Source organism: Holdemania filiformis (genome assembly GCF_003459085.1).
Lineage (GTDB): Bacteria > Bacillota_I > Bacilli_A > Erysipelotrichales > Erysipelotrichaceae > Holdemania > Holdemania filiformis.
Window position 1 is genome coordinate 208,987 of sequence record NZ_QRUP01000001.1, and the last position, 24,136, is coordinate 233,122.

Below are 24,136 nucleotides of genomic sequence, written 5' to 3' on the forward strand. Positions count from 1 at the left end.
TTTCTAGCGGAAGCTTTTCTGCAGCCGCCGCGAAAGCAGCTTGACCGTCAGATTTAAGATCAGCACAAAGATCAGAATAATGATTGAGATCGCGCAGGCCAGTTCAAAGTTAGGCTGCTCGCCCGACATCACCGACCAGATGTGAACGGCCAGCGAAGTACCTTGCTTCAACAGGCCCGGCTGATCGTTAATAAAGGTGCCCATCGTATAGATCAGCGCCGCCGATTCGCCGACCACCCGGCCGATGCTTAACAGAATCCCGCTGAGAATACCCGGCATCGCACAGGGCAGCGTGATCTTGAATATCGTCTGAGTCTGGCTTGCACCTAACGACAACGACGCGTCGCGCAGACCCTGAGGCACAACCCGCAGCGCTTCTTCAGTCGAGCGGATGATCGTCGGCAGGAGGATGATCGCCATCGTCAGCGCACCCAGCAGAATATTCGTCGTCTTTGCCCCCATGGCCGCGGTGATCGGAAACAGCACGCTGACGCCCATTAAACCATAAACGATCGAAGGGACGCCGGTCAGCGTTTCAATTCCGGTGCGGATCGCAGCGTTCATTTTGTTTTTTTTAGCCATTTCGCTTAAATAGACAGCGCTGGCAATGCCGATCGGCAGCGCGATCAGCAGCGATACCAGAATTAAGTACATGGTACTCACCAGCGATCCGCGGATACCCCCGCCCGGCGTCTTGATAAACATCGACGTCAGCTTCGCTGCTGACTGATCCAATGTTTCCGCCACTTCCGCAGCGCTTGCGGAAGCGAGCATACCGGTGAAGTCCGCTGTTCCGGAAGCGTCGGTAAAATCAATTTTTTCCACCTGCAGCCCGGCGCTCATCGCGACCGGTTTCCCCTGGTTCGCCCCGGCGCTGGTATCCACAGCCGACGTCAGCGGCGAATTCTCCGCCACGGCTTCGATCAGAACAAGCTGTTTCTTTTCATGGGAAAGATGGTCAACAAATCCTACGCCCCACTTTTCGCTCCACGCTACCTCAGCGCCAAGCTTTTCCGGACGCGGATAGCTCCCGGGCTGATTGCGTGTTTCGTCCAGGGCCACGATCTTGCTGAGGGACCAGTAATCACTGCGCAGCAGATCCGCGTTGATCAAGGACAGACCATGACTGAAAATATACACGAACAGACTGGTCAGCACCATAACGGCCAGCGCTGCGCTCAGTACCGTCAGCAGCTGCAGAAAACGATCGCTGATCACACGCGGCATCCGATTGGTTTTCACTGTCCATTCCCCACTTTCTTCTTCATCCAGTTCAGACTGAGATTCGACAAAAGGATTACGACCATCAGCACCAGACCGACGGAGAACCGGATATCGTAATCCAGTCCGGTTGTTTCCTTCAATCCCGCCAGCATCGTTGAGGTCAGCGTGCGGGTGATGTCGAACAGATTGAACGTCGGGCCGAACAGCTTGTTGCCGGCCACCATCGCGACCGCTGTCGCTTCGCCAAACGCCCGGCCCAGCCCCAGAATCGCTCCGGCGAAAATCCCTGACTTGGCGCTGGCCAGGACAACTTTGAAATGGGTCTGCGTCGCCGTTGCTCCCAAGGCCAGTGAACCCAGCTCCAGATCCGGATCGACCGCTTCGATGGCCGTTACCGCCAGCGAGGTGATCGTCGGAAAGATCATGATCGCCAATAACAGAATCACCGCAAGCAGCGAACTGCCCCCGGCCGTACTGACCCCCGCCAGCGACGCCAGCCCTTTCACCAGCGACGTAATCACCCCTGCCGCAAAGACGCCGTAGACGACGCTGGGAATCGACGCGAGCAATTCCACCACCGTTTTCATCAGCGGTTTAACCGGCTTGGGCGCGATCTTGACGATGAACAGCGCCGTCAGCACCGCGATGGGAAAGGCCAGCAGCAGCGCTCCAAAAGCGGAGATCAGCGTATTGATCACGATAAATCCAACGCCGTAGACGCCCTGATCCTGCCGCCACAGCGTTCCTAACAGGAAATCTTTCAGCGATACGGAGCCATAGGCATAGCCGGGTAAGAACGGCTGGATTCCTTTCATCAGAATAAACAGCGTGATCAGCACGATACAGCTGCCGGAAATCAGCGCCGCCAGAAAGAAAACAGCTCTGACCGTCCGGTCCGTTCTCTGCTTGCGCCGGGCCTGGCCGGGGCGGATTCGCGCTTTCAGATTGCTTTCCATAACCTCATCCTTCCTTCAAAACGAAACCGCTCCGCCGGCAAACTGGCCGGGGAAGCGGTCGCATCCCGTTTACAAATTACTGAATCTGATCCCAGGACGTCACCGTGCCGGTAAAGATATCGTGAACCTGAGCCTGCGTCAGATTGGCAACGGCCGTATTCGCTTCATTGACAATCGTCACCACCGCATCAATGCAATACTGGCCTGAAGCCATCGCCGCCGATGTGTCTTCCTCGCCGCTTTTGAAAGCCCGCGAAGCAAAGCCGATATCCGCGCGGTTAGCACCGTCTTTTTCTGAACCGAGGACGCGCTTGTAGCCGTCGCCCGAACCGGTCTGGTTCATCGTGAACTGGAAGTTGCCCGCCAACGGCTGGAACGCTTCCAGCGCGGCTTTCAGCGTTTTCTCCACGGATGTCGAACCGCAGGTCGCGATTGTGATCGCCGAGTTGTCTTCCTTGACGATCGGATGATTCGCTGCCAGTTCCGCCCAGGCTTTCCCCTGGCTCTTATCGACAACGCCGCCGGCCTTTTCCACCACCAGCATGCCTTCTGTCGAATTCTGCAGGAAGTCTAAGAACGCCGCGATCAGCTGTTCTTTCTCCGCACTTTCATAGTCACCAGCCGCCCGGGTTGTGAAGGCAAACGGACGCTGCATCCCATAGGTTCCATCCAGAACCGTTGCTTCGCTCGGCGCCACGCCTTCAAAGTTCAGCGGCTTCACGCCGTTGGCCGCAAAATCCGTGGACAACGACACATAACCGATGCCGTTTTCATCCGCTCCGACCTTGGTCGCCATATCGCCGTTGCTGGAAACTTCAATGGCGGAGGACGTCAGCTGTTCCGCAAAATCTCCGGCTTTTTCAAACGCTTCCCGCGTACCGGAAGTCGCGTCGCGGGTATAGACGTTGATGGCTGCCGCCGCGGACGGTGTGGCCGTTCCTCCCTCAACTGGCTCTGTCTTGGGTGCTGTGCTGCAGCCAGCGACAAGCAGCGCTGTCAGTACGAATACAAATAATTTCTTCATTTCAATTCATCCCTTTCTTGAACAGTTCCCAGTTTACTGCGCTACGATTAACAGAAAATGAAGCTTGCGTTAAGAAACGGTTAAAAAATAAATTTTCCGAAACTCTCCCAAGGGGAAAAACAGCTTTCAGTTGGCTGCCAAATCATGAATCAAGGCTGAAAAACGAATGTTTTCTATCAGAACATTTCTTTTTTCATTTACATCCACCGCTCCCAGCGGAAAACAAGCACAAAAAAAGCCAGGGAATCCCTGACTGAAGACGATCTTTCCGACTGGCTTTCAGCTTGAAGCGCCGGCGTTTGTATTCTGCGGCGAAAGTTCTGGAAGGTGTGGGGAATGTTCCGCAGGCGAAGGGTGATCCGCCGCGTCAGAACGGATCGGCAGCCGGATAACGAACTGACTGCCGCGGCCAATCTCGCTGTCAACCTCAATCTCGCCCTGATGCGCGCTCACGATCGCCTTGACGATCGCCAGGCCTAACCCGCTGCCCCCGCTGGCCCGGGACCGGGATTTATCCACCCGGTAAAAGCGCTCAAAAATCCGATCCAGATGTTTGGCGTCGATCCCGCAGCCGTCATCGCTGACCGTCAGCACCAGCCAATGATCCTGGCGCCGCGCCTGCATGCGGATATGCTCAGGCTGGCTGTGCGCCAGCGCATTGTTCAATAAATTGGCCAACGCCTGATGAATTTTCTGTTCATCCAGCCAGAACGTTTCATGGGTTTGATCCTCTGCCTCCACGATCACGCCCTGACTTTTTGCCTGGGGCGCTGCCTCCTTGATCAGACTGTCAAACAACCCGCTGATCTCACAGGGCGACAGCTCCAGCGCCAGCGTACTCATGGATAAGCGCGACAGCTTCAACAGATCGGCGACAATCATTTCCAGCCGTTTCGTTTCCTTTTCAATCTGGATATGAAAGTCCTTCATCGTCTTGGGATCGTCAAAATCATCCCGATTCAGAATTTCAATCATTCCCTTGATCGCCGCAATCGGTGTTTTCAGCTCATGCGACGCATCGGCAATGAAGCGTTTCTGCATCCGTTCCTTTTCCATCGCCTGCGTAATATCCTGAAACACCAACAGACATCCGGTAAACCGGCCGTTCTCCTGAATCGGCACGGACAGGCACTGAAAGTCGACGCTGTTGTAGCACAGATTGCGCACGATCGCATTCTCGCTCAAATACGCTTCCTTCAGAAACAACTGCACCTCGCCGGCGATCCGCTCGTCGCGATATGTGAATTCATCCTCGCCTTCTTCGCTCAGAAACCGGCTGAATCCTTCATTGTATAAAATCAGATGACCATAGGAATCCATCATGGCTAGCGGGGAGGGGATATTCGTCAGGATCGTCATGATCTGCTGCTGCTTCAGCGAAGCATCCTTGGCCGAGCTGCGAACCTGCGTTTTTAACGTCTGTTCTTTCGTCCGCATCGTTTCGCGCAGCGTGTCCTGACTGTGCCACAACAGCGTCATGGCGACCAGTCCGAGCAAGACCAGGGCGCTCCAGGCTTCCAATAAGCCCTGGGCGCAGAACAGCGCCAGACCCGCGACGGCGACGATCAGAATTAGAGCTTCACTCGTTTTCATGCCTGTCTCCGCCGTTTATGCCTGGACTTCGAGTTTATAGCCGACCCCGCGCAGGGAGGCAATCTTCACGCCGCTGCCCTGCAGCTTATTGCGCAGCTTGAAAATATGGACGTCAACGATCCGGGTATCCCCGTCGTAATCAAAATCCCAGATCTCGTTGAGAATGTTGTCGCGGGATAAAACGATCTGCGGATTGCGCAGCAGATATTCCAGCAGCTCAAATTCCTTTTTCGTCAGGCTGACCGGCTGACCGTTGATCGACACTTCCCGGCTTCCCAGGTCCATCGTCAGGCCGCCCATTTCCAGCACCCGCCGGCTTGTCTTGACAATCCGTTTGACATGCGCCTGGATCCGCGCTAAAAGCTCGCGCGGGGAAAATGGTTTGGTGATGTAATCGTCGACGCCGGCCTCGAAGGCTTCCAGAATGTCTTCTTCCTCATCCTTCGCCGTCAGCATCATCATGACGCTGTCAATACCTTTGCCGCGGAACAGCCGCACCAGCTCAATCCCGCTGATTTCCGGCAGCATCCAGTCGATGATCATGATGTCAAAGCTTTCGTTCAGCCCCTTTTCCCGGGCGCTGGCGCCGTCCGGGCAGCCGGTGACGTCAAACCCGGCGTTTTTCAAATCGTAGCTGATCAGGTGGCGGATGCTGTCCTCATCCTCAATTAAAAGAATCCGCGGCATGCTCTATTCCCCCTTTTCACCATAGCGGTCAATGATTTTCTGCACCAGCGGATGCCGCACGACATCGTCGCTGGACAGCTGCAGTACGCCGATTTCCTCAATCCCTTTCAACAGGCCGACGGCGTCCATCAGACCGCTGCGCTGGGATTTCGGCAGATCCACCTGCGTCACATCGCCGGTAATGATCATCCGCGACTGAAAGCCCAGCCGGGTTAAAAACATTTTCATCTGGGCCGGCGTCGTGTTCTGCGCTTCGTCCAGAATAATCACGGCATCATCCAGCGTCCGCCCGCGCATATAAGCCAGCGGCGCAATCTCGATCGTGCCTTTTTCGATCAGCTTCTCTGTCGTTTCCGCACCCATTAGATCATGCAGTGCGTCATACAGCGGGCGTAAATACGGATCGACTTTTTCCTTCAGATCGCCGGGCAGAAATCCCAGGCTCTCCCCCGCTTCCACTGCGGGCCGGGTCAGAATGATCCGGTGAATCTCACCTTTCTTCAGCATACTGACGGCGTAGGCCACGGCTAAATAGGTCTTACCCGTACCGGCGGGTCCGACCGCGAAGACGATCGTTTTCTTTTCCATCGCTTCGATGAAGCTGCGTTGACCCTCGGTTTTCGGCGATATCGCCTTGCCGCTATGGGTGCGGGCCAGCACCTTGGACTTCAGATCGCCCAGATCGACCGCCTGCTGCTTGTGCTGCGTGCGGACTAAGTATCGGATTTCCTGCTCGCTGATCTGTTGGGAACGCCGGATCATCTTCAGCATTTCCTGCAGAATCTCCGCCACCGCTTCGGGATCCTGGCAGCGGATCGTAAACTGATTGTCGCGGAAGATAATCTCCGCGCCGTACAGTTCGCATAAGCAGTTCAGGTTGCGGTCTTGGTAGCCGATCAGTTCAGCTGCTTCCGACGCGCTCAGATGTTCCATCGACAGGACATAGGTCATGGTTTTCCTCCTCGAATTTAAGGTCGTGTCAGATCCTCCAATAACGTATAGTGGATCTTCATCGTTATTGTACCCGCATTCCTGTCAAAAAGTAAAACATTTTCTTTGATAATTTTCTCATCCTCCTGCAGCTGCTCCGCGATCTGACTGCGGCAGTCCATCAACAGACGAAAAAACGCCAGCGCGTCATGCAGCGGGAAATCCGGTGCATCTGACAGCGAGCTTTCCACGGTATACCAGGTGTAGCCGTAAACCTTGCCCTTGACATAGAGCGGCTGAGGCACCTCGAAGGCGTCCTTCAGTTCATTGTCGATCAACAGATCTCCGGGGTGAACGATCTCGTTGATTTTGACCTTTTTCTCCCCGTGCTGAACATCAAAACGCACGACCATGCCTTCCTTTTGGGCATAGATGGGATCGTTAGTCAGCTGCGGAGTTTCAACGTATTCCTTATCTGTAAACTGAAGCTGAATCCGCGATCCCGTGCGGGTGACCTCGGTCCAGCCCAGGCGATCCTCAAAGCTTTCCTTGATCAGAAATTCAATCGTTTCCGCCAGATTCTGATCCACGGTGAAAAACGGCGCGGCATAGCCGTTCTCCGCCAGCTGCTGCTCGATCTGGCGCTGCAGGGTTGGATCGGTGCCGGTCACGCTGACCTGAACGATGCAATGAGAATAAAACATCCACAGCGCTGCCGCCAGCGCGACAGAAAACAACCGCAGCGGCTGATGGAACTGGTGCAGCAAAAAACCAGTGACGCCGCTGGTCCCCAGGCATTCCGCGTCCTGAAACAAACTGGTAATCCGCCGCCGGCTCGTCACCGGCGACCAGAAAACAAGCCCTTCCGGCGTCAGTTTCAGTTCCATGACCTCGATATCCTGGCGCAGGCATTGATTGAGAAAAAACGTCAGCGGTATTTTCAGCCGCCAACAGTCCATGCCGAACAGAAAAGGCAGTCTATTCCGCATCGAACTTCACCCGCCTGATCTGCCCGGAAAGAATGATTTCGTCGGCGCTGAACACCCGGATATGAAGGCCGCTGCCTTCGACGATCATTCTGCCCTGTTTGGACTCGGTAATAATTTGTTCGGGACTGACGAGGATCAGCCGCTCGAAGTCTTCGATCATGGCCTGTTTTTCACTGACTGTGATCATCGCGCACACTCCTTCCTCTGATGTAGGTTATGCGCCAGGACAGGCAAACATGAAAAAAGCGTCCGCAAAGGACGCTGAGAGGTTAAGATCCAGTGAGATCAAAAGGACGGCGAGGCGTCAGCCGCTAATTCATCGATTCCGGAGTCGCCAGCGGCGACAGGGCGGCCGCCAGTTCTTCGCTGAGCTGTTCCGTCAGAATCAGATGCTCCACATGAACGATCCGGATTCCCAGCCGCTGGGCCAGATCGGCCAGAATGAATTCATACAGCCCATGGTTGACCTGCAGACGGGCAGGAATCCCGGCGATCAGGATAAATTCACGCAGGGCTTCTACCAACGCCGTACACAAATCTTCACGTTTGCGGAAGCTGAATTCAATATGCGTCTGATGCCGGTTGGAGCACACCAGCACCAACATCCTGAACGCGACCGCGGTGCCGTGTTCCGCTTCCAGCGGATCGATCAGGCTGACCACATCCAGCTGCGCGGTTTCCCGCGTATGCTTGAGCTGACTGAGCTTATCGGCTGCCGCTTCGTCGATCATACAGGCCGGGCCTTCGATCCGCACAGCGCCCTCTTTCGGTACTAAACGCCAGCTCTGATCGCTTAATTGAGCCGCTTCCACCCATTGTTCATCCGTCGTTTCCGGACCGTTGTACGCTGCGAGGATTTCGCTCAGCGCTTCGACGAGCATGCGGGTTTCCTCAATCCAGCGGGAGGAAGGACGCACCTCCAGCAGACCGCAGTGAATATCGTTGATAAAGACCTGCAGGCCATCCTGCTGAAATAAAGCGACCTCCGCTTCCTCCGCGCAAAACGGCCGCCACATGATCCGCCGCGACGCCTGAACTGCCATGTGATAGGAATCCTCCTCGGCCAGCGAATTGCCGACCAGCTGATCCCAGTCATCATCGCAGATTTCCAGCACCGTTTCTTCCCCCATCTGTAAAAACGAGGCGCACACCGGCGCGTCAAACAACGGCAGCTCCAATTTGATGTTCATCATTTCCCATTGCTTATCCCGCCACTGCTGATAGACATGCGCTAAGGCCTGCTTAAACTGCTGGAGTGCTTGTGTTGAACTTTGCATTGTGACCGTCCTCCTTGATTTTGATGATATTCCCGATCCTGGTTCAGATCGTTTTTCGATCTGCCGTGGTTTCACACTTTCTTTATTTTAATCCTTTTCCTTGGATCCTCGGCTGCCAACACTGAGGATTGAATAATCATCCTCCGCTGGCCAATCCATATACTACGAAAAAAGAAGCTTGCGCTTCTTTATTTTGAACGTCTAGCCTTTCTTGCAGCCTCCGACTTCAGTTTACGACGGACGCCTGGTTTTACATAAAACTCTCTTTTGCGAGCCTCAGCAAGGGTTCCGTTGCGAGAAACCTGACGCTTGAAACGACGTAATGCGTCATCCAATACTTCGTTCTCTTTTAAGACAACTCTTGGCATACTTACCCTCCCTTCTGATGCAAGCAGATATATTATAACCAAACCATCCGAAAAAAGCAACCTTTTCGGAACGATTTGAGGAATGTTTTTCAAGAATTTTCATTCGTTATTTCTTACAAGCAGACTTAACCAAGCCAGCGTTGATATGACAGCGCTTTCAACCAATAAAATTCCACTCTCCGATCTGGCGAATGACGAATTCTACCAGGGGTCGATTGTAATCTTTCCGCCAATCTTTTATGATAGAGGCAATGACGGAGGACAAAATCATGCAGAATCTGACTGAAGAACGAACCGGGCAGCTGATCCGTGAGCTGCGGTTAAAAGCCGGCTGGACACAAAAGGAACTGGGAATGAAGATCGGCATCTCCGACAAAGCCATTTCCAAGTGGGAACGGGGATTGTCCTTTCCGGACATCACACTCTTACCGCGTCTGGCGGAGGTCTTCCATGTGAGCGTCGGCGAGATCATCAGCGGGCAGCAGCTCAGTGAACCCGCATTGAATCCGGAGCTACTCGATGACGTAGTGGCCGACACGCTGGCCTATTCCCAACGCGACAGCTTTTCCAAAGTCAAGCGAATCTTCTGCCTGATCTTCCTGCCGCTGATCTTTTCCGCCATGTTTCTGTGCGCTGTGATCAATCTGGCAGTCAATCATCAGCTCAGCTGGGCTCTTTATCCGATCGGTGCGCTGGCCATCGTACTCGCACTGACGCTGGCCTTGGTTTTGCCAAAACACTGGCGGTTGGAAATTGTGATGGGCACCCTGGAAATTTCATTGATGATCTATCTGGCGATGATCGAACAGCTCAGCGGCACTTCCGGCTGGCTGATTCCGCTGGCTTTGCCCATCAGCCTGGTCGCCGTGGTCTGTCTGTATCTTCTGCTTAAACTGTGGACCTGTCTGAAACGCAAATGGCAGATTCTTGCCGGATCAATGCTGATCCTGGCGCTCGGCCCCGCGCTATCGATTCACTTCCTTTTAACCTGCAGCGGGATCTCGCGGCCGATGACTTCGGACTGGATTCTCTTAGGCAGCCTGCTGAGCGCTGCGGTCCTCTTTCACTTCATTGATCGGGTGCGGCGCTGATTTATTCCAAGCCTTGCGTCAGGAAGCTTCCTGGCAATCTCAGCCAATCTTGAAAGTCCCGACCTAAAAAAAGAGGAAGTTTTCAGCTTCCCCCTTCGTCGACCGGCAATGCCGGTTTTTTATTTCTCCTGGCTTACGAAATGCAAGAACAGCGGTTAATAACCCGTGGCTTCCTGTCCTGCTAACAACGCGACGCCGCTGGAGGTTCCGATCCGATCGGCCCCCGCTTCGATCATTGCCTTTAAATCATCAAAGCAGCGCACGCCGCCGGCCGCTTTCACCTGGCAAACATCGCCGACCGTCTGTTTCATCAAACGCACGTCTTCCACGGTTGCGCCGCTGGTCGAGAAACCGGTCGAGGTTTTTACGAAATCCGCGCCCGCTTCCATGCAGGCCTTGCAGGCAAAAACCTTTTCTTCATCGCTCAGCAGGCAGGTTTCAATAATGACTTTCAGCGTATGCGAGCCCGCCACTTCCCGGACCATCTTGATATCCCGGACAACGCCGTCATGATCGCCGTCCTTCACGCCGCCGATGTTGATGACCATGTCAATTTCATCCGCGCCTTTTTCAATCGCGTCGCGGCATTCAAAGGCCTTGGCTTCGCTGGTCATCGCCCCCAGCGGAAAGCCGATAACGGTGCAGACCTTGACGTCGCTGCCTGCGAGCTGCTGCTTGCAGAAGGGAATCCAACAAGGATTGACGCAGACGGTCGCGAAATCATGTTCGCGGGCTTCGGCGCACAGCTTTTCCAGCTGGCTGCGGGTACTGGCTGGTTTCAACAGGGTATGATCAATGTACTTATTCAACGGTTTCATCTTCATCTTCCTCCTCCGTTTCAAAATAATACTTGCGCAGGGCATCGCGGACCGCCGCCGGATCGCTCATCCACGGTTCCCGGCCGAATTCACGGTAAATAAAGGTTTCGTCGCCCTTGCCTAAAATCAGGATCGTATCCCCGACATTGGCCACTTCCACCGCCTGACGGATCGCGTCGTAGCGGCTTTCAATGATGATGCGGTTAGTCTTCTGGATGCCTGCGGCAATTTCTTCAGCGATCTGAATCGGATCCTCGTCGCGCGGATCGTCTTCGGTTAAGATAATCAGGTCGCAGTATTTATCCGCAAGCTGACCGAAAACCGGCCGTTTCTTCGTATCCCGCTTCCCCGCGGAGCCGAACACGGAAATAATTCGTTTCTCCTTCGGCGTGATCGCGGACGCAAACTTGAAGATCTGTTCCAGGCCGTCCGGAGTATGCGCAAAATCGACGATGATGTTGAACGGCTGACCTTCCTCAATCCGTTCCATCCGGCCTTCGATCTGCGGAATCGTGTTGAGTTGTTCCAGGATCTGTTCCATCGGCAGACCGCCCTCGTGCAGCGCGGCGATCACCGCCAGCAAATTATACAGATTGAACATTGCGACCAGATTGGTCTGAACTGGATATTCGCTGCCGTCATGAACTAAAGTAAAAATCGTTTTATCCGCGTTGAGCTGAATGTCCTTCGCTTCATAATCGGCTTTTTCCAGCACGCCGTAGGTAACAACGCGGGCCGGGCAGTCGGCGACCATCGCCATGCCGTGAGGATCATCCTTGTTGGTAATCGCCGTGCCATCCGGCTTCAACTGGTCGAACAGGCGTTTCTTCGCTTCAAAATAATTCTCCATCGTCCCGTGATAATCGAGATGATCATGCGTCAGATTCGTAAAAATCGCGATGTCGACGTCCACGCTGTCCGTGCGGTGCTGTTCCAGACCGATGCTGCTGATCTCCAGCGCACAGGCCTTCATCCCGGCCTGCGCCATGTCGTGCAGAATCTGCTGCATCGGTACGATGTCCGGCGTCGTCAGTAACGGCGGCAGCTTTGTGTCGCCATACTCGATCGAAATCGTGCCGATGTAACCGCAGGCATAGACCGGATTCAGCAGATTGCGGATCATGCAGGCGATTGACGACTTGCCATTGGTGCCGGTCACGCCGTAAACTACCATCTTCTTTGACGGATAGCCGTAAAAGCAGGCCGCAACCTGATTGAGGGCAGCGGTGACGTCGCGTACCTTGATGTAAACGACATTCGCGTTGTTACGCTTGATATCCTCGCTGTGAACAACGCAGACCGCGCCGTTTTTGACGGCTGCGTTAACGTAGCGGTGACCATCGTGGATCATTCCTTTAATACAGAAGAAAATGGAATTGGGCAGCACATCCCGGCTGTCCACCATCAGATTTTCAATTTCAATGTCCGGAGCGTTGTCAAACAATGCGGATAATTTCATTTTTCCTGACCTCCTTGCGCCTGCGCTGCCAACTGATCCCCAAGCATGTGCGTGCAGCGGGCCACAATCCGTTGTCCGCTGACAAACTCGCCGTCGATCTGAACCGGCAGATACTCGCTGCTGTGTCCGAACGCAACGCCGTTTTCACAGGTCTCAATAATGACGTCGGCATCCTTGCCAATCCAGCTGCTTTTTACCGCATAATAACTGTTGCGGGAGAATTCGCCGACCTGCCGGGCCCGCTGCTTCTTCACCTCTGATGAAATCTGACCGCTCATCCGCTGCGCCGGGGTTCCGGTTTTCGGGGAGAAAGGGAAGACGTGAATGAAGCTGAACTGGATCTGCTTCAGAAAGGCCATCGTCGCGGCAAACTCCGCTTCGCTTTCCTGCGGAAAACCGACGATCAGATCGGTGCTGATTGAAATTCCATCAATCCGGCTGCGAATTTCTTCGACCCGCGCCAGAAACTGCGCCGTCGTATACGGCCGGCCCATCCGCTTCAGCGTCGCGTCGCAGCCTGCCTGCAGCGGAATATGCAGATGCCGGGCGATCTTCGGCTGTGTTTCCATCAGTGTCAGCAGCTCATCGGTGATCTCTGTAATCTCGATCGACGAGATCCGGATCCGTTCCAGCGGTTTGATCTCACACATACCGCGGATCAAATCGCACAGGTTGGTGTCTCTATCTTTCCCATATCGGCCGGTATGTATCCCGGCCAGAACAATTTCCTTATGCTTCTGTGCCAGCCGCCGCGCTTCCTTCAGCGCTTCGTCCAACGGCAGCGAGCGCTCCCGGCCGCGGGCATACGGGATGATGCAGTAAGCGCAGAACTGATTGCATCCATCCTGCACCTTTAAGTACGCGCGCGTCTGATGTTCAAATTCATCCAGCGGCAGCATTTCAAACTCGGCGGACGTCCGCACATCATGCAGCTCGACAATCGGCTCGCGGCGCTGGCGCAGCGCTTCGTCGATCAGCTGCGGCAGTTTGTCCTTGCCACTGGAGCCGACCAGAATATCGATCTTTTCCTGCTCGGCCATCTGATCCGCCTGAATCTGGACGTAACAGCCCACAGCGCATACCAGGGCGTCCGGGTTCTGCCGGCGGGCCTGATGGATTTTCTGCCGGCTCTTACTGGCGGCGGTATTGGTCACCGCACAGGTAAATATGATGTAAACGTCGGCTTTCTCCTTGAAGTCCACCGTCTGATAGCCGCGCTGCCGCAGCGCCTGAGCGGTGCTTTCCGACTCGTAGGCGTTGACCTTGCAGCCCAACGTTGATATTGCGACACTCGCCATGAATTCGTCCCCTTCCATGATGGATATTATACCAAACTTTTAACCCCTGAGGTAGTCTTTTAACGGTCATTCTCGCTCCGCCAAAGGAAAAGGCCTTACGGCCTTGAAATGCGGGCGATTTTTGATTTCAGTTTCGGCAGGATATACCCGCTGGCGCAGCACGCGTCGCGGATTTGAAGCGGATCCTGGCTCAGCACCGCGGCTGCCAGCGGCGCGCCCTGGGCGGGATCGAGCTTCTCACCGGTACAGACCAGTGAAAGCGGCAGCTCGGTTTCCGTGCCGTCAAACGCAAAAATTTCCAGACAGTGCACACGGCCCTCGTAAACCGCGAAACCCTGCTCATTCTGGAAAATCACCTGCGGCGAAGCAAAGCCCGCGTCGTAGGGCAGTCGTCCATAGATTAACGGATCAACGATCTTATCCGCGAAACTTTTGACCATCTTGAAAAACTGCGGCAGCTCCAGCACCGCGGTTTCGTGATCGTACAGCGCGTTGATCAGCGGATCGAAGAACGGAATCATCACAAGCTTGTCCTCAACCGTAAACTTCTTCATGTCCGCAATCGCGGCCTGAATTTTTGGCCGTACAAATTCATTGCGTTTGAGATAATCGATGATCTCCCAGATATCCAGCATTTCCGTCCGCGTCTGTTCGTACAGTTCCTCAATCTTCTGTTTGTTTTTCAAGCCTTCTTCCAGAATGCTTAGCGTATACACATCCCGCACCGTTTTTACCGGACGATCCAACTGATAAGGTTTCAGCCGGGCGTTGATGCGCGCGGTTTCCTTGCGGACCTCATTCAGTTTCAGAAATTCCCGGTCGTTGCCTTTGCGCAGAATTTTAATCATTTTCGGATTCATCATTTAACCCTCCAGCACGGCTCCAGCCAGACAGACCGCCGCAACTGCGGCTGTTTCCGCCCGCAGAATCCGCTTGCCCAGCGAGCAGCAGCGATAGCCCTGCGCCTGCAGCCTTTCAATCTCAGCCGGACTGAAACCACCTTCCGGTCCGATCACCAGTGTTACGCTGCGGCCCTTTTCCAGCTGAGCGCTCAGCAAACCGCCGTGCAGAGCTTCATCTTCATACACCACGAAGTTCTGCTCGCTCCGCCACGCGCCGGCATCGGCCAATTCGATCGGTGCGCACACCTGCGGTCTTTGCGTGCGCTTGCATTGTTGACTGGCTTCCTGAACAATTTTCTGCCAGCGCTCTAATTTTTTATCTACTTTATCCAATTCCAGCTTCACGACCGTGCGGCTGGATTGAAACGGAACAATCCGGCTGACACCCAGCTCCGTGCATTTCTGCAGCAGCCAGTCCCAGCGCTCGCCTTTGATCAGACCGGCGACTAACGTCAGCGTTACCGGAAGCTCGCGGTCTTCGTCCAGCAGTTCTGTGATCAGAATCTGACCCGCGCTGTCCAGCACACCGCAAAAAACGGCGCCTTCCGCGTCGATCACGCGCAGCGTTTCCCCTTCCTTCATCCGCAGGACACGCTGTAAATGATGGCGTTGCTGCGAATCTGGTTCGATCACGCTTCCGACGTGGGTTTTCTGTTGTATAAATATCTGCTGCATGTTATCACCGTGCTTTATTTTACCAGAAAACCTCTCAGAAGGGAATGAAAATCCCGCCTGGCTATCAGGAAAGCCATTGGGATCGGAAAACGCAGCGCATCCGCCCGGCTCTTGTGAACCATTCCGAAGCCTGAGATCAATTCATCTTCGCCGTCAAAAAAAGCAGCTTGCCGCTGCTTTCTGAGTGAGATCTGAGATTTATTTTGATTTTTCCGCAGTTTGTTTCTCCCGCGGCAGGATCAGGTTCAGCACAATGCCCACAGTCGCCGACAACGCGGTGCCCGACAAGGTGACCAGTTTGCCTAATGGCAGAACGGCGCCGCCCAAGCCGATAACCAGCATGGCCGAAGCGATGATCAGATTGCGCTGTTGTCCAAAATCGACCTGATTGTCGATCAGGACCCGCAGACCGTTGGAAGCGATGACGCCGTACAGAATGATCGACATTCCGCCCAATACGGCGTTGGGAATCGTTGAGATGAACGCCGATACAATCGGAACGCAGCTCAGCACGATCGCGATGCAGGCCGCACCGACGGTCACGTACACCGAGGATACCTTCGTCATCCCGATGACGCCCGTGTTTTCGCCATAGGTCGTATTCGCCGGACCGCCCAGCAGTGCCGAAATGGACGTCGCAATGCCGTCGCCCATCAGCGTCTTATCCAAGCCTGGTTCTTTCAGGAAGTTGCGGCCGCAGATCTTGCCCAGCACGGTGTGATCGCCGATATGCTCGGAAATGGTCACCAGCGCCACCGGCAGGATCGCGAACGTTTCCGGTCCGAAATACAGATGATAGCTCTTAAACCCCGGCACGGCAATCGGCAGAATGAATTCCGGCAGCGATAAGAACTTTCCTGACTGCAGAACTTCCTGCAGCGGCGCAAAGTCCACAATGCCTAAAGCCAGCGCAAACACATAGCCGCCCAAGATTCCGCACAGAAACGGAATGATTTTGAAAAAGCCTTTTGCTTTCGTGGAGATCAAGGCGGTGAGAATAAACGTGAAGACCGCTGTCAGCATGACTTTCCAATCCCCGCCGGTTACAAAGCCGGCGTTGCCGACCGCATTGGCCGCCAGGCCCAAACCGATAACGGCGATCATCGGACCGATGACAATCGGCGGAAGCAGCTTGTCAATCCAGTCCTTGCCAATGAAACGGACAAGAATCGAAACGACGACATAGACCAGACCGATCAGGATTAACCCGGTCTGCGCTGCGCTGACGTCGCCGCTCATCGCCGCGACCGCAATCTGGACAGCACTGATGTAGGCAAAGGAAGAGCCTAAGTAGACCGGAACTTTAAACCGGGTGATGCAGCTGTAAATAATCGTTCCGATCCCGGACGCAAACAACGCGACGGAAATCGGGAAGCCGGTCAGCACCGGAACCAGGATGGTGGCGCCAAACATCGCAAAGACATGCTGGAAACTTAACAGAATCCATTGAGCTGGTTTTGGTTTTTCGTTGACGTCGAGGATCATTTCTACTCGCTGTGACATAAATACCCCTTTCCGGGCTTAAATAAAAAGCCCTTTTGATTTTGTGCAAAAGGACTTTCCCCATAAATGTGTTCAGCCTTGCGATCTCACTGGATCCGCTTAAAAGCCCCATGCGGTTTTTATTATAGCATAAGCCGCCGGTGATTTCATTAACTTCCGAATAACTTCCAAACAAAAGCGAACATGACTTTTCTGGCATTTCCGAACCGTCTGCCCCAAAATTCTCATGAATCCGTGTCAAACCAGGACAGATCTGTCAGAAATTCCTGTCAGTCCAGCCGAAGCGGCAAGGATTCTTCCGTGGGTCGCCGGTCAGACCGCTGACTCAATAATCTTCCAGCATAGAATAAAACTCGTTGCGTCCGTCTTTTTTCGCCTGTGTCCTGAATTCAGCGATATCCGCCGAATTCAATTCATAGACAATTATCTCGAAATAACGGATCCGCTGATCGTCGTAGGCCTTCTGCGCCAGTGAGAGAACCTGGTCATGCGGAAGATCGTAAATCAGGTTTGACAGAATATCCAAATTCTGATTCTCATAGGCCCGGTTGGCATACTCTGCCTTTTGTTCACTGGTCAAATCATTGCACAGATTCATAAACACATCCGTGCGATGATCGTTAAAGGCCTGTTCCACCAGCGCCTTCAGAGTTTCGTTATCGACTTGGGAATACAGCCGGTAGAGCACTTCCGTCCGGTTATCGGCATACGCCCGCTCAAGCAGCGTCTTCGCCGTTTCCTTAGAAAAACCCCAGTAAATCCGATCGAACAGCTCATCTTGCTTTTCATCGTAAGCCTGGATTGCCAGCTTATCCATCAGCTCGCTGGGCAGATTATCGTCAAAGACAAACAGATAATCCCGGTAACGCTGATCGTCAATCACCCGCTGAGCATACGCTGCGACGCTCTCTCTCGGCAAATCATAGAAAGCTTCTTTGAAATATTCGACGCGGTTATCGGTATAGGCCTTTTCTGCCAACGCTTCCCGCTGCTTGGAATTCAGTGAATTCACGATCTCTTCAAAGAATTCAAGGCGCTGATCGGCATAAATCCGGTCAGCCCACACGCCAAGCTGATCCGTCGGCAGATCCTGAACCGTTTCTATAAAATATTCCAGCCGGGTATCCGTATAGGCTTTTTCCGCCCATTCAGACCGCTGCTGGGCCGGCAGGGAAAACAGCGCGATTTCAAAATAATCAAGCCGGCTATCCGTATAGGCCTGCTGCGCCAACGTCTGAATCTGATCCTGCGGCAGCTTCGGCACCAACAGATCAAATGCGTCCTCATACCGGCTCTGATAGGCCTGTCTGCTCAAATCAAGAATTTCGGATTCCGGAAGTGCATCAACCAGCACCGCAAAATAATCCATTTCCTTCGCCGCATAGAAGGTGCGGGCCATTTTCACAGCCGCTTCCTCGTTCAGCTTGGCAGCCACGGCTCTAAACTGTGACATTTTCTTTTCCTTATGGAAGCGGACAGCCAGTTCCTCCACGGATTCGGTATAAGGGCCTTCGATCGAGGTCAAAAGCGGCGTACGCGAAGCCAAGGAACTGTTGCTGCGGACTAACCGCGCATGTTGTTCAGAAACGGCCTGACGAACGGCTTCCATCTGTTCCTCATTGTCCATGACCGCTTTTATGCTTTCGTCAAAGGCGACGCTGATCAGCGAATCCTGATACACGCTGCCCTCTTCCGATCGGTCGGCTCCCGCCCAGTTCAGCGTCACGATGTAGCCCTGTGTATAGACACTCCCGGAAAAATAGAAGGTTCTCTGGTTTGTCGAGGTCGTAGTGGTCACCACTGGCGCCGCGGCCGGTTTTGGCGTTTTCCAGCTCAGCGCGGAACCGCACAGAATACCGCTGGCAAACAATACAGCTCCGGTAGCCATCGAGATCAACGTTCGCGTCGTTCCTGACTTTTGTTCATTCATAATTGCACTCAGCCTTTCTTTCAGCAAGCTCAAATTTTCATTCAACGTAATCGATACGATAATATCGCCATAGGTTCCCTTGTCTTTTAATGAATGGATCAGCGTGTCACCGTAGCAGCGTTTTTCCGAAGCTGAAAGGGAACTCAGCACCTGTTCATCGCAGGCCAGCTCACATAGACTTTCCATACGGCGGCCAATCAGGCGGACAGCAGGATTAAACCAATGAATGCAGATCGCCAGTTGGACCAGCCATTTTGTAAAGATATCCCCACGTTGATAATGCGTGAGTTCATGGCGCAGGATCATTCGCATTTCCTCGGGTCGGCAATCCTCCGTGGTCAGAATGATCATCGGATGAAAGACGCCCGGCAGCATCGGCGAGACCGCCAGCTTGTTAATCCAGACTGGCAGCGGGCGGCGGATGCCCATCTTTTGACGAACCTCGTCCAGACATTGCCGGGTATCCGGGCTGGATGCAGGAAAACTGCCGGCTTTAATAAACCGCAGAAATCCTTGATAACTCGTGATTCGCCTCACCATCAACACCACGACAACGCTCAGCCACAGTACCCAGGCAGCCTGGATCAGATCGTCCAGCCAGGCGGGCTGATCAAACTGCCAGGTTGATCGGGAAGGCGCCGATGTTGGAACGGTGCGGATATCCTGAACCGGATCGCTCTGGGCCTTCTGTTCCGGAAGTTTAGTCTGTTGATCCGCAACAGGATTTTTGATCGTTTCCGGCGCGCTTGCCGCGAGCTGAGTTTGCGGCTGCGGGTTCCAGGTTTCCTCAGAAAACAAAGTACCGACAACCCCGGCTACCGGCGATACCGGAATCAAGAGCCGCAGAATCACAAACAACCAGAGTCCGTAACGAAAGCGGAAGCTTAAATGATTTTTCAGCAGCTTTTCCAGCAGTACAACGATGCCGGCCATACACAATCCGGAAACCGAAACTGAAAGGAAGCTGATCATGAAGGTATTCATTTCAATTTCTCCTTCCCCTGCACCCAAAATTTTTCCAGTTCTTCAATATCTTTGGATTCCAGGCATTGCTGCCCGAACAGCGACGTCAACAGCGTGCTGACATTCCCGCCGAACACCTGGTTTACAAACTGAACCGACTGGGTTTTCAAATATTCTTCCTCGCTGATACGCGCGACATACCGCGCGCCCCGGCCTTCCTTCTGGCTGATCAGCATCCCTTTGTCGATCAGTCTGGAGATAAAGGTCCGCACGGTCGTGCGTTTCCAATCATGACCGGTTCGTTCAATCTGGTCCAGCAATTCACTGATCGTCATCGCACCGCCATGATCCCAGATCAGCTTCATGATTTCCTTTTCGGAATCCGACATCAGTTCCATGGTCTCCCCTCCTTTTTATTACATCTTGTAGTCAATTATTATACTACACTTTGTAGTCATTGATTGCAAGTCCTTTTGTTCAATTTCTCACTTATTCTTCCTTTTGCAAAAAGTTCAGAACTTTCCTTGTGTTCCCTCTTGTCTCGGATATTTCCCCTCGGAATCAGACGAATAAAAAATCCGGCCCAGGCAACAAAGCCTCAGTCCGGATTCATCATGATTTCAATTTAGTTTGATTGCCAGCGTTCCTCAAACCATTCCGGCTTTTTTAATTGTTGGAAGTCGCCGGATTCAAAAAGCGCATGGAAACGGCAAGCCTGCGAAGAAGTTAACGTTTTCAAGCTGATCGATTTGGTTTTCCGATTCAGAGATTCAGTTAACCCAAAGTGATCCAGAATGGCGGTCACGTCTTCCTTTGTGGGATCAAAGTCGGAAGCCGCAAAGTTAAAGTTATAGAAAACCACACCACCTTTTCCGGAATCCGTGTAATGCGCGAGGAAGAAAGTATCGGGATGCTGCTGAATTTCAAAATAATCACCGACGCCTAATTCTTCCAGCCAGGTCTTTTCTTCATCAAGCTTAATGGATTCCAACTGACTTACATTCGTAATGACAAGCATCCGCTGGACTTTGTCTGCTTTTACGCTGAGCTTAATCGAACGATCAGGCTGCGTATACCAATAGTATTGGACAGAAGCACAGCTGGAGAGAACCAAACCGCAAAGAAAAATCAGAATTACCGCTGCCCTTCTTCGCCATGGACTTCGTTTCCTCATCGCCTATTTCCCTCCCTTTCATCTGTCGTTAAGTTTGTCGCTTATTCCTTCTTTTGATTTAATGGAATTATTATGACTGAGTTACTTCTGCTTATTTTGATACATTGCCTGATCAGCCAGCGTAAACCAGGTTTCCCAATCCTGGATTTCCGGCTTGTATTCTACAATGCCGACACTGATCGACATGTGATAATTCCGCGCGGCTTCGCTGAATTGAAGCTGCGCCATTTCCTGACGAAATGTCTGGATCACCTGTGCCGCCTGATTCTGATTTAAACCGTTAAACGCAATCAGAAATTCGTCGCCGCCCACCCGGCAAGCCCAGCCATTATGACTTTCCGCACAAGCCTTTAAGGCTTCCGACAAGGCCAGAATCACCCGATCCCCCATCAGATGGCCATACGTATCGTTCACGGCCTTGAACTGGTCAATATCAAGCAGCGCGATCGTCAGCGGTTTTTCTTCCTTCCATTCTGAAATATCCCGTTTCAGCTCATGCTCCATGAAACGTTTATTGTACAGACCGGTATAAGAATCATGAGTGGACAGTTCATTCATCTTGTAGATAATGTCCGTCAACATCACGTTGTTTTTATGATCAGGATCTGTAAATAGTAAGTTATCGGTCACCTCACGGATCAATTCCATTGCGTAATGATCGCCCAATTCCCGAAGCGGAACCGACTCAATCAAAAAAATCCGGTTGTCCTGCGTTGTTTCCATTTTGATGATCGGACGGTTTTCATCTACGGCTAAACGGGATACGCAATTCCGGCAGGCACAATTCCGGCTCCATACCTGAAAGCAATGCTCGCCGTTCGCTACCAGCTGCGACTTTTTCCATTCATAGACCTCATACTTGTTCACGTCCACGATCCGGTAATATTCAAACAAAGGATGCGTCTGAATTTGTTTTTGTATAAACTGATCCGCCTTCTCCAAATCAAACATCATTTTTACTTCCTTTCCATGACGCTGGATAAACCCACTTTCTCTTGCTTTCCAGCATCCCGTCCACTTTGAATCCATTTATTCCTTCTCATCTCATAATTTATGCGAATGACCTTCCGCAGTCTTCGATAACGTTTTTAATCCTTATCTGGCCACATGGTCAAATTATAATACCTCTTGAGTTTCATTATACCATTAAATTTATCGTGAAAGTTAAAAATTAATTCTTAATTTCCTCTTGACTTAGGATAAAGAAAAAGGATGAGTGCTTTATGCGCTTCATCCTGATTTTCTATGTTTAGCTGGCGGAATAGATTTCGATGACAATTTCCGTCGATGTTTCAATTTCTGCGCCCAGCTCGACTGACACTGATTTTACAGCACCATTGATTCCTTCCGGATTATCAATTTCGCCTGTAATCTTAGTGAAGGTTAAATTGCTAAATCCAGCATTGTTGAAAGCATTCTGGATCTTAGCCTTGCAATCCTCATAGCTTGTACCGCTGTATATCGTTAGTGGAGCATTCGGAACCTTCGCGGTTGTAACCGGCTTCGGCCCTTTTGACAATGTCAATGTAATTTCAGTTCCCGAAGAAACAACAGTACCGGCACCAACCGACTGATCGACAACCTGCCCTGCAGGAACGTCGCTGTAATCTGACTGATAAACCTGCTTAATCGTCACGCCATCGACAGAACAGCTGTTCGTGGAACATGGCGCGGCGCCTCCAACGTAGTTCTTAACCGTGATTCCTTTACCTTTAGAAACCTTACAGGTAACAGTTTTACCTGAAATAGAACAGCCGAAGGTATTACCGGAAGCGACGCTGTCGTTAAACTCGCTGGCGCCCTCTGAGAAACTCCAGCCTGCGCCGGAATTATTGGCATTTTCAATAATCTTCCGGGCTTCCGCGACCGATTTGTTTTCAAAGTCGCCGGCTGCCGGACTGAACTGACCTAACGATACTTTATACCAAACCGTAGATCCTGCGGCTTTCTTCCCGGTTTCATTCTCAAGAATCGTTCCGGCAGCCTTATCCGAATACGCCGTTGAACGGGTACCCAGACTTAAGCCTAAGCCGCTGATATATTTCTTGAATTCATTTTCGCTTACGCCTGCTTTGTTCTCAACGGTAATTGATTTTCCCTTGGAAATCTGGAAGTTAACCGTTGTTCCCGGAGCCAGGTAAGTTCCTGAATCATAACCCTGGGAAACAATCGTTCCCACCGGCTCTGTGCTCTCTACTTCACTGTACGTGAACGTCAGATTCGCTTCAGAATTGTTCACTTTCTTCTTGAAGCTTTCAGCATCTTCTTTCTTCTTGCCGATAAACGATTCCAGCTTGATCTTGCCCAGTGAAACCTTCACTTTCACCGTGCTTCCCTGCTTAACGTCGCCCTTTTCCGGCGTGTTGGAAATGACGTAGCCGTATTCGACAGATCCGCTGTACGCTTCGCTGAACTCGCCGACCAGACCGTTATCATTCAGCCACTTCTTCGCTTCGTCCTTACTCATTTTCGCTAACGATTTCATCGTTACCGTTTTCCCTAACGACATTGTTACGGTGATCTTATCACCAGTCTTGATCGTTTCACCAGCCTTTGGATCCTGCGAAATCACTTTGTCTTTCGCAATCTTATCACTGGCTTCTTCCTTCCAGTTGATCGTCACTTTATTGGCCTTCGCCCAGTTTGTGATTTTCGCTTTTGTATAATCGCTGAAATCCGGGACGATGATCTGCTCGCCCGTTCCGTCTTCGCCCTGGGAAATTGTAAACACCAACATCGTGCTGCGCTTGACGACAGTATCAGTCACATTGACCTTAATGAATTTGCCCTTCTCGATCTTTTCATCAACAGCGTATTCATACGTGACATCCAATAATTTATTCGTTTCCACGAATTTCTCAATTTCTTCTTCTGTCATGCCCTTGAAATCCGGCAGCGTTACTTCGACATCCGGATCCGGACCTTTCGAGAACACAACCGTCAGAACGCTGTCTTTGTTCAGCTTCTGTTCTGAGGCAATACTCTGCGAAATCAGCTTATCCTTATCCACGGTATCGCTGTATTCGTATTCGACGACCAATTGACTGTCACCCAGCTTTTTCTCAGTCGCCCACTTTTTGATTTCTTCCACGGTCTTTCCTGAGAAATCTTCTACCTGTATCGCTTTGCCAGGCAGCGTCAACAAAATAACGACGGCCGCAATCGTCGCAACGGCTAAGATGCCGACAGCACTGAGCAGCGCGATCGTCTTTTTATTCGTAAAATCTATATTCATATTGCCCTCCTGTACTTTAACAAGTATAACATATTTCCAA

The 24,136-nt window shown here is 52.4% G+C and carries 22 protein-coding genes; 1 reads left to right on the forward strand and 21 read right to left on the reverse strand.

Annotated features, from left to right (window positions below):
• Positions 1–3: 3 nt before the first annotated feature.
• The 10 genes from pstA to rpsU form a co-directional block, all read right to left on the reverse strand.
• Positions 4–1,242: a phosphate ABC transporter permease PstA gene (pstA, locus tag DWY25_RS01095; RefSeq protein ID WP_244925899.1), complete on the reverse strand. Its 1,239-nt coding sequence runs from the start codon at positions 1,240–1,242 to the stop codon at positions 4–6.
• The gene (gene pstC / locus DWY25_RS01100) at positions 1,239–2,180 is read right to left on the reverse strand and encodes a phosphate ABC transporter permease subunit PstC (RefSeq protein WP_117892628.1); all 942 of its coding nucleotides are present in this window, start codon (positions 2,178–2,180) and stop codon (positions 1,239–1,241) included. Before pstC ends, pstA begins: the two co-directional genes overlap by 4 nt.
• A gap of 76 nt (positions 2,181–2,256) precedes the next feature.
• Positions 2,257–3,204, reverse strand: a complete 948-nt coding sequence (locus DWY25_RS01105; protein WP_117892631.1) for a substrate-binding domain-containing protein — start codon at positions 3,202–3,204, stop codon at positions 2,257–2,259.
• A gap of 279 nt (positions 3,205–3,483) precedes the next feature.
• On the reverse strand, positions 3,484–4,797 hold the full coding sequence (locus DWY25_RS01110; RefSeq protein WP_117892635.1) for a sensor histidine kinase: 1,314 nt from the start codon (positions 4,795–4,797) through the stop codon (positions 3,484–3,486).
• A gap of 15 nt (positions 4,798–4,812) precedes the next feature.
• A complete protein-coding gene (locus DWY25_RS01115; protein ID WP_117892638.1) occupies positions 4,813–5,484 on the reverse strand; it encodes a response regulator transcription factor in 672 nt (223 codons plus the stop codon).
• A 3-nt stretch (positions 5,485–5,487) separates the two neighbouring features.
• Complete coding sequence (locus DWY25_RS01120; RefSeq protein WP_117892641.1) at positions 5,488–6,435, reverse strand: PhoH family protein; 948 nt, start codon at positions 6,433–6,435, stop codon at positions 5,488–5,490.
• 17 nt (positions 6,436–6,452) lie between these two features.
• Positions 6,453–7,403: a sporulation protein YqfD gene (locus DWY25_RS01125; protein WP_117892644.1), complete on the reverse strand. Its 951-nt coding sequence runs from the start codon at positions 7,401–7,403 to the stop codon at positions 6,453–6,455.
• On the reverse strand, positions 7,393–7,590 hold the full coding sequence (locus DWY25_RS01130) for a YabP/YqfC family sporulation protein (protein ID WP_006060198.1): 198 nt from the start codon (positions 7,588–7,590) through the stop codon (positions 7,393–7,395). Before DWY25_RS01130 ends, DWY25_RS01125 begins: the two co-directional genes overlap by 11 nt.
• A gap of 124 nt (positions 7,591–7,714) precedes the next feature.
• A complete protein-coding gene (locus DWY25_RS01135) occupies positions 7,715–8,680 on the reverse strand; it encodes a DUF6930 domain-containing protein (protein ID WP_117892647.1) in 966 nt (321 codons plus the stop codon).
• Positions 8,681–8,868: 188 nt separating this feature from the next.
• The gene (rpsU, locus tag DWY25_RS01140; RefSeq protein ID WP_020223152.1) at positions 8,869–9,048 is read right to left on the reverse strand and encodes a 30S ribosomal protein S21; all 180 of its coding nucleotides are present in this window, start codon (positions 9,046–9,048) and stop codon (positions 8,869–8,871) included.
• 269 nt (positions 9,049–9,317) lie between these two features.
• Between rpsU and DWY25_RS01145 the strand changes: the two genes are divergently transcribed.
• A complete protein-coding gene (locus tag DWY25_RS01145) occupies positions 9,318–10,139 on the forward strand; it encodes a helix-turn-helix domain-containing protein (protein WP_181981640.1) in 822 nt (273 codons plus the stop codon).
• 155 nt (positions 10,140–10,294) lie between these two features.
• On the opposite strand, the gene deoC is transcribed toward DWY25_RS01145, so the two are convergent.
• The 11 genes from deoC to DWY25_RS01200 all read right to left on the reverse strand — a co-directional run bounded on the left by deoC (position 10,295) and on the right by DWY25_RS01200 (position 24,096).
• A complete protein-coding gene (gene deoC, locus DWY25_RS01150) occupies positions 10,295–10,963 on the reverse strand; it encodes a deoxyribose-phosphate aldolase (RefSeq protein ID WP_117892652.1) in 669 nt (222 codons plus the stop codon).
• Positions 10,941–12,416: a UDP-N-acetylmuramoyl-L-alanyl-D-glutamate--2,6-diaminopimelate ligase gene (locus DWY25_RS01155; RefSeq protein WP_117892655.1), complete on the reverse strand. Its 1,476-nt coding sequence runs from the start codon at positions 12,414–12,416 to the stop codon at positions 10,941–10,943. The genes deoC and DWY25_RS01155 overlap by 23 nt, the downstream gene beginning before the upstream one ends.
• Positions 12,413–13,714 carry a tRNA (N(6)-L-threonylcarbamoyladenosine(37)-C(2))-methylthiotransferase MtaB gene (gene mtaB, locus DWY25_RS01160; RefSeq protein ID WP_244925900.1) on the reverse strand — a complete coding sequence of 434 codons (1,302 nt, stop codon included), beginning with the start codon at positions 13,712–13,714 and terminating at the stop codon, positions 12,413–12,415. Before mtaB ends, DWY25_RS01155 begins: the two co-directional genes overlap by 4 nt.
• Positions 13,715–13,809: 95 nt before the next feature.
• Positions 13,810–14,574, reverse strand: a complete 765-nt coding sequence (locus tag DWY25_RS01165) for a hypothetical protein (RefSeq protein WP_147336646.1) — start codon at positions 14,572–14,574, stop codon at positions 13,810–13,812.
• Between the two features lie 3 nt (positions 14,575–14,577).
• Entirely contained in the window at positions 14,578–15,291 is a 714-nt protein-coding gene (locus DWY25_RS01170) for a 16S rRNA (uracil(1498)-N(3))-methyltransferase (RefSeq protein WP_117892664.1), read from the reverse strand.
• A gap of 198 nt (positions 15,292–15,489) precedes the next feature.
• Complete coding sequence (locus tag DWY25_RS01175) at positions 15,490–16,794, reverse strand: uracil-xanthine permease family protein (RefSeq protein WP_117892667.1); 1,305 nt, start codon at positions 16,792–16,794, stop codon at positions 15,490–15,492.
• A 325-nt stretch (positions 16,795–17,119) separates the two neighbouring features.
• Positions 17,120–19,708, reverse strand: coding sequence for a M56 family metallopeptidase (locus tag DWY25_RS01180; RefSeq protein ID WP_117892670.1), 2,589 nt, complete (start codon positions 19,706–19,708; stop codon positions 17,120–17,122).
• Positions 19,705–20,085 carry a BlaI/MecI/CopY family transcriptional regulator gene (locus DWY25_RS01185; protein ID WP_117892673.1) on the reverse strand — a complete coding sequence of 127 codons (381 nt, stop codon included), beginning with the start codon at positions 20,083–20,085 and terminating at the stop codon, positions 19,705–19,707. Before DWY25_RS01185 ends, DWY25_RS01180 begins: the two co-directional genes overlap by 4 nt.
• Before the next feature lie 227 nt (positions 20,086–20,312).
• Positions 20,313–20,861, reverse strand: coding sequence for a hypothetical protein (locus tag DWY25_RS01190; RefSeq protein ID WP_147336647.1), 549 nt, complete (start codon positions 20,859–20,861; stop codon positions 20,313–20,315).
• Positions 20,862–20,942: 81 nt separating this feature from the next.
• A complete protein-coding gene (locus DWY25_RS18005; RefSeq protein ID WP_276330431.1) occupies positions 20,943–21,890 on the reverse strand; it encodes a GGDEF domain-containing protein in 948 nt (315 codons plus the stop codon).
• Between the two features lie 220 nt (positions 21,891–22,110).
• Complete coding sequence (locus DWY25_RS01200) at positions 22,111–24,096, reverse strand: PASTA domain-containing protein (protein WP_117892681.1); 1,986 nt, start codon at positions 24,094–24,096, stop codon at positions 22,111–22,113.
• Positions 24,097–24,136: the final 40 nt, after the last annotated feature.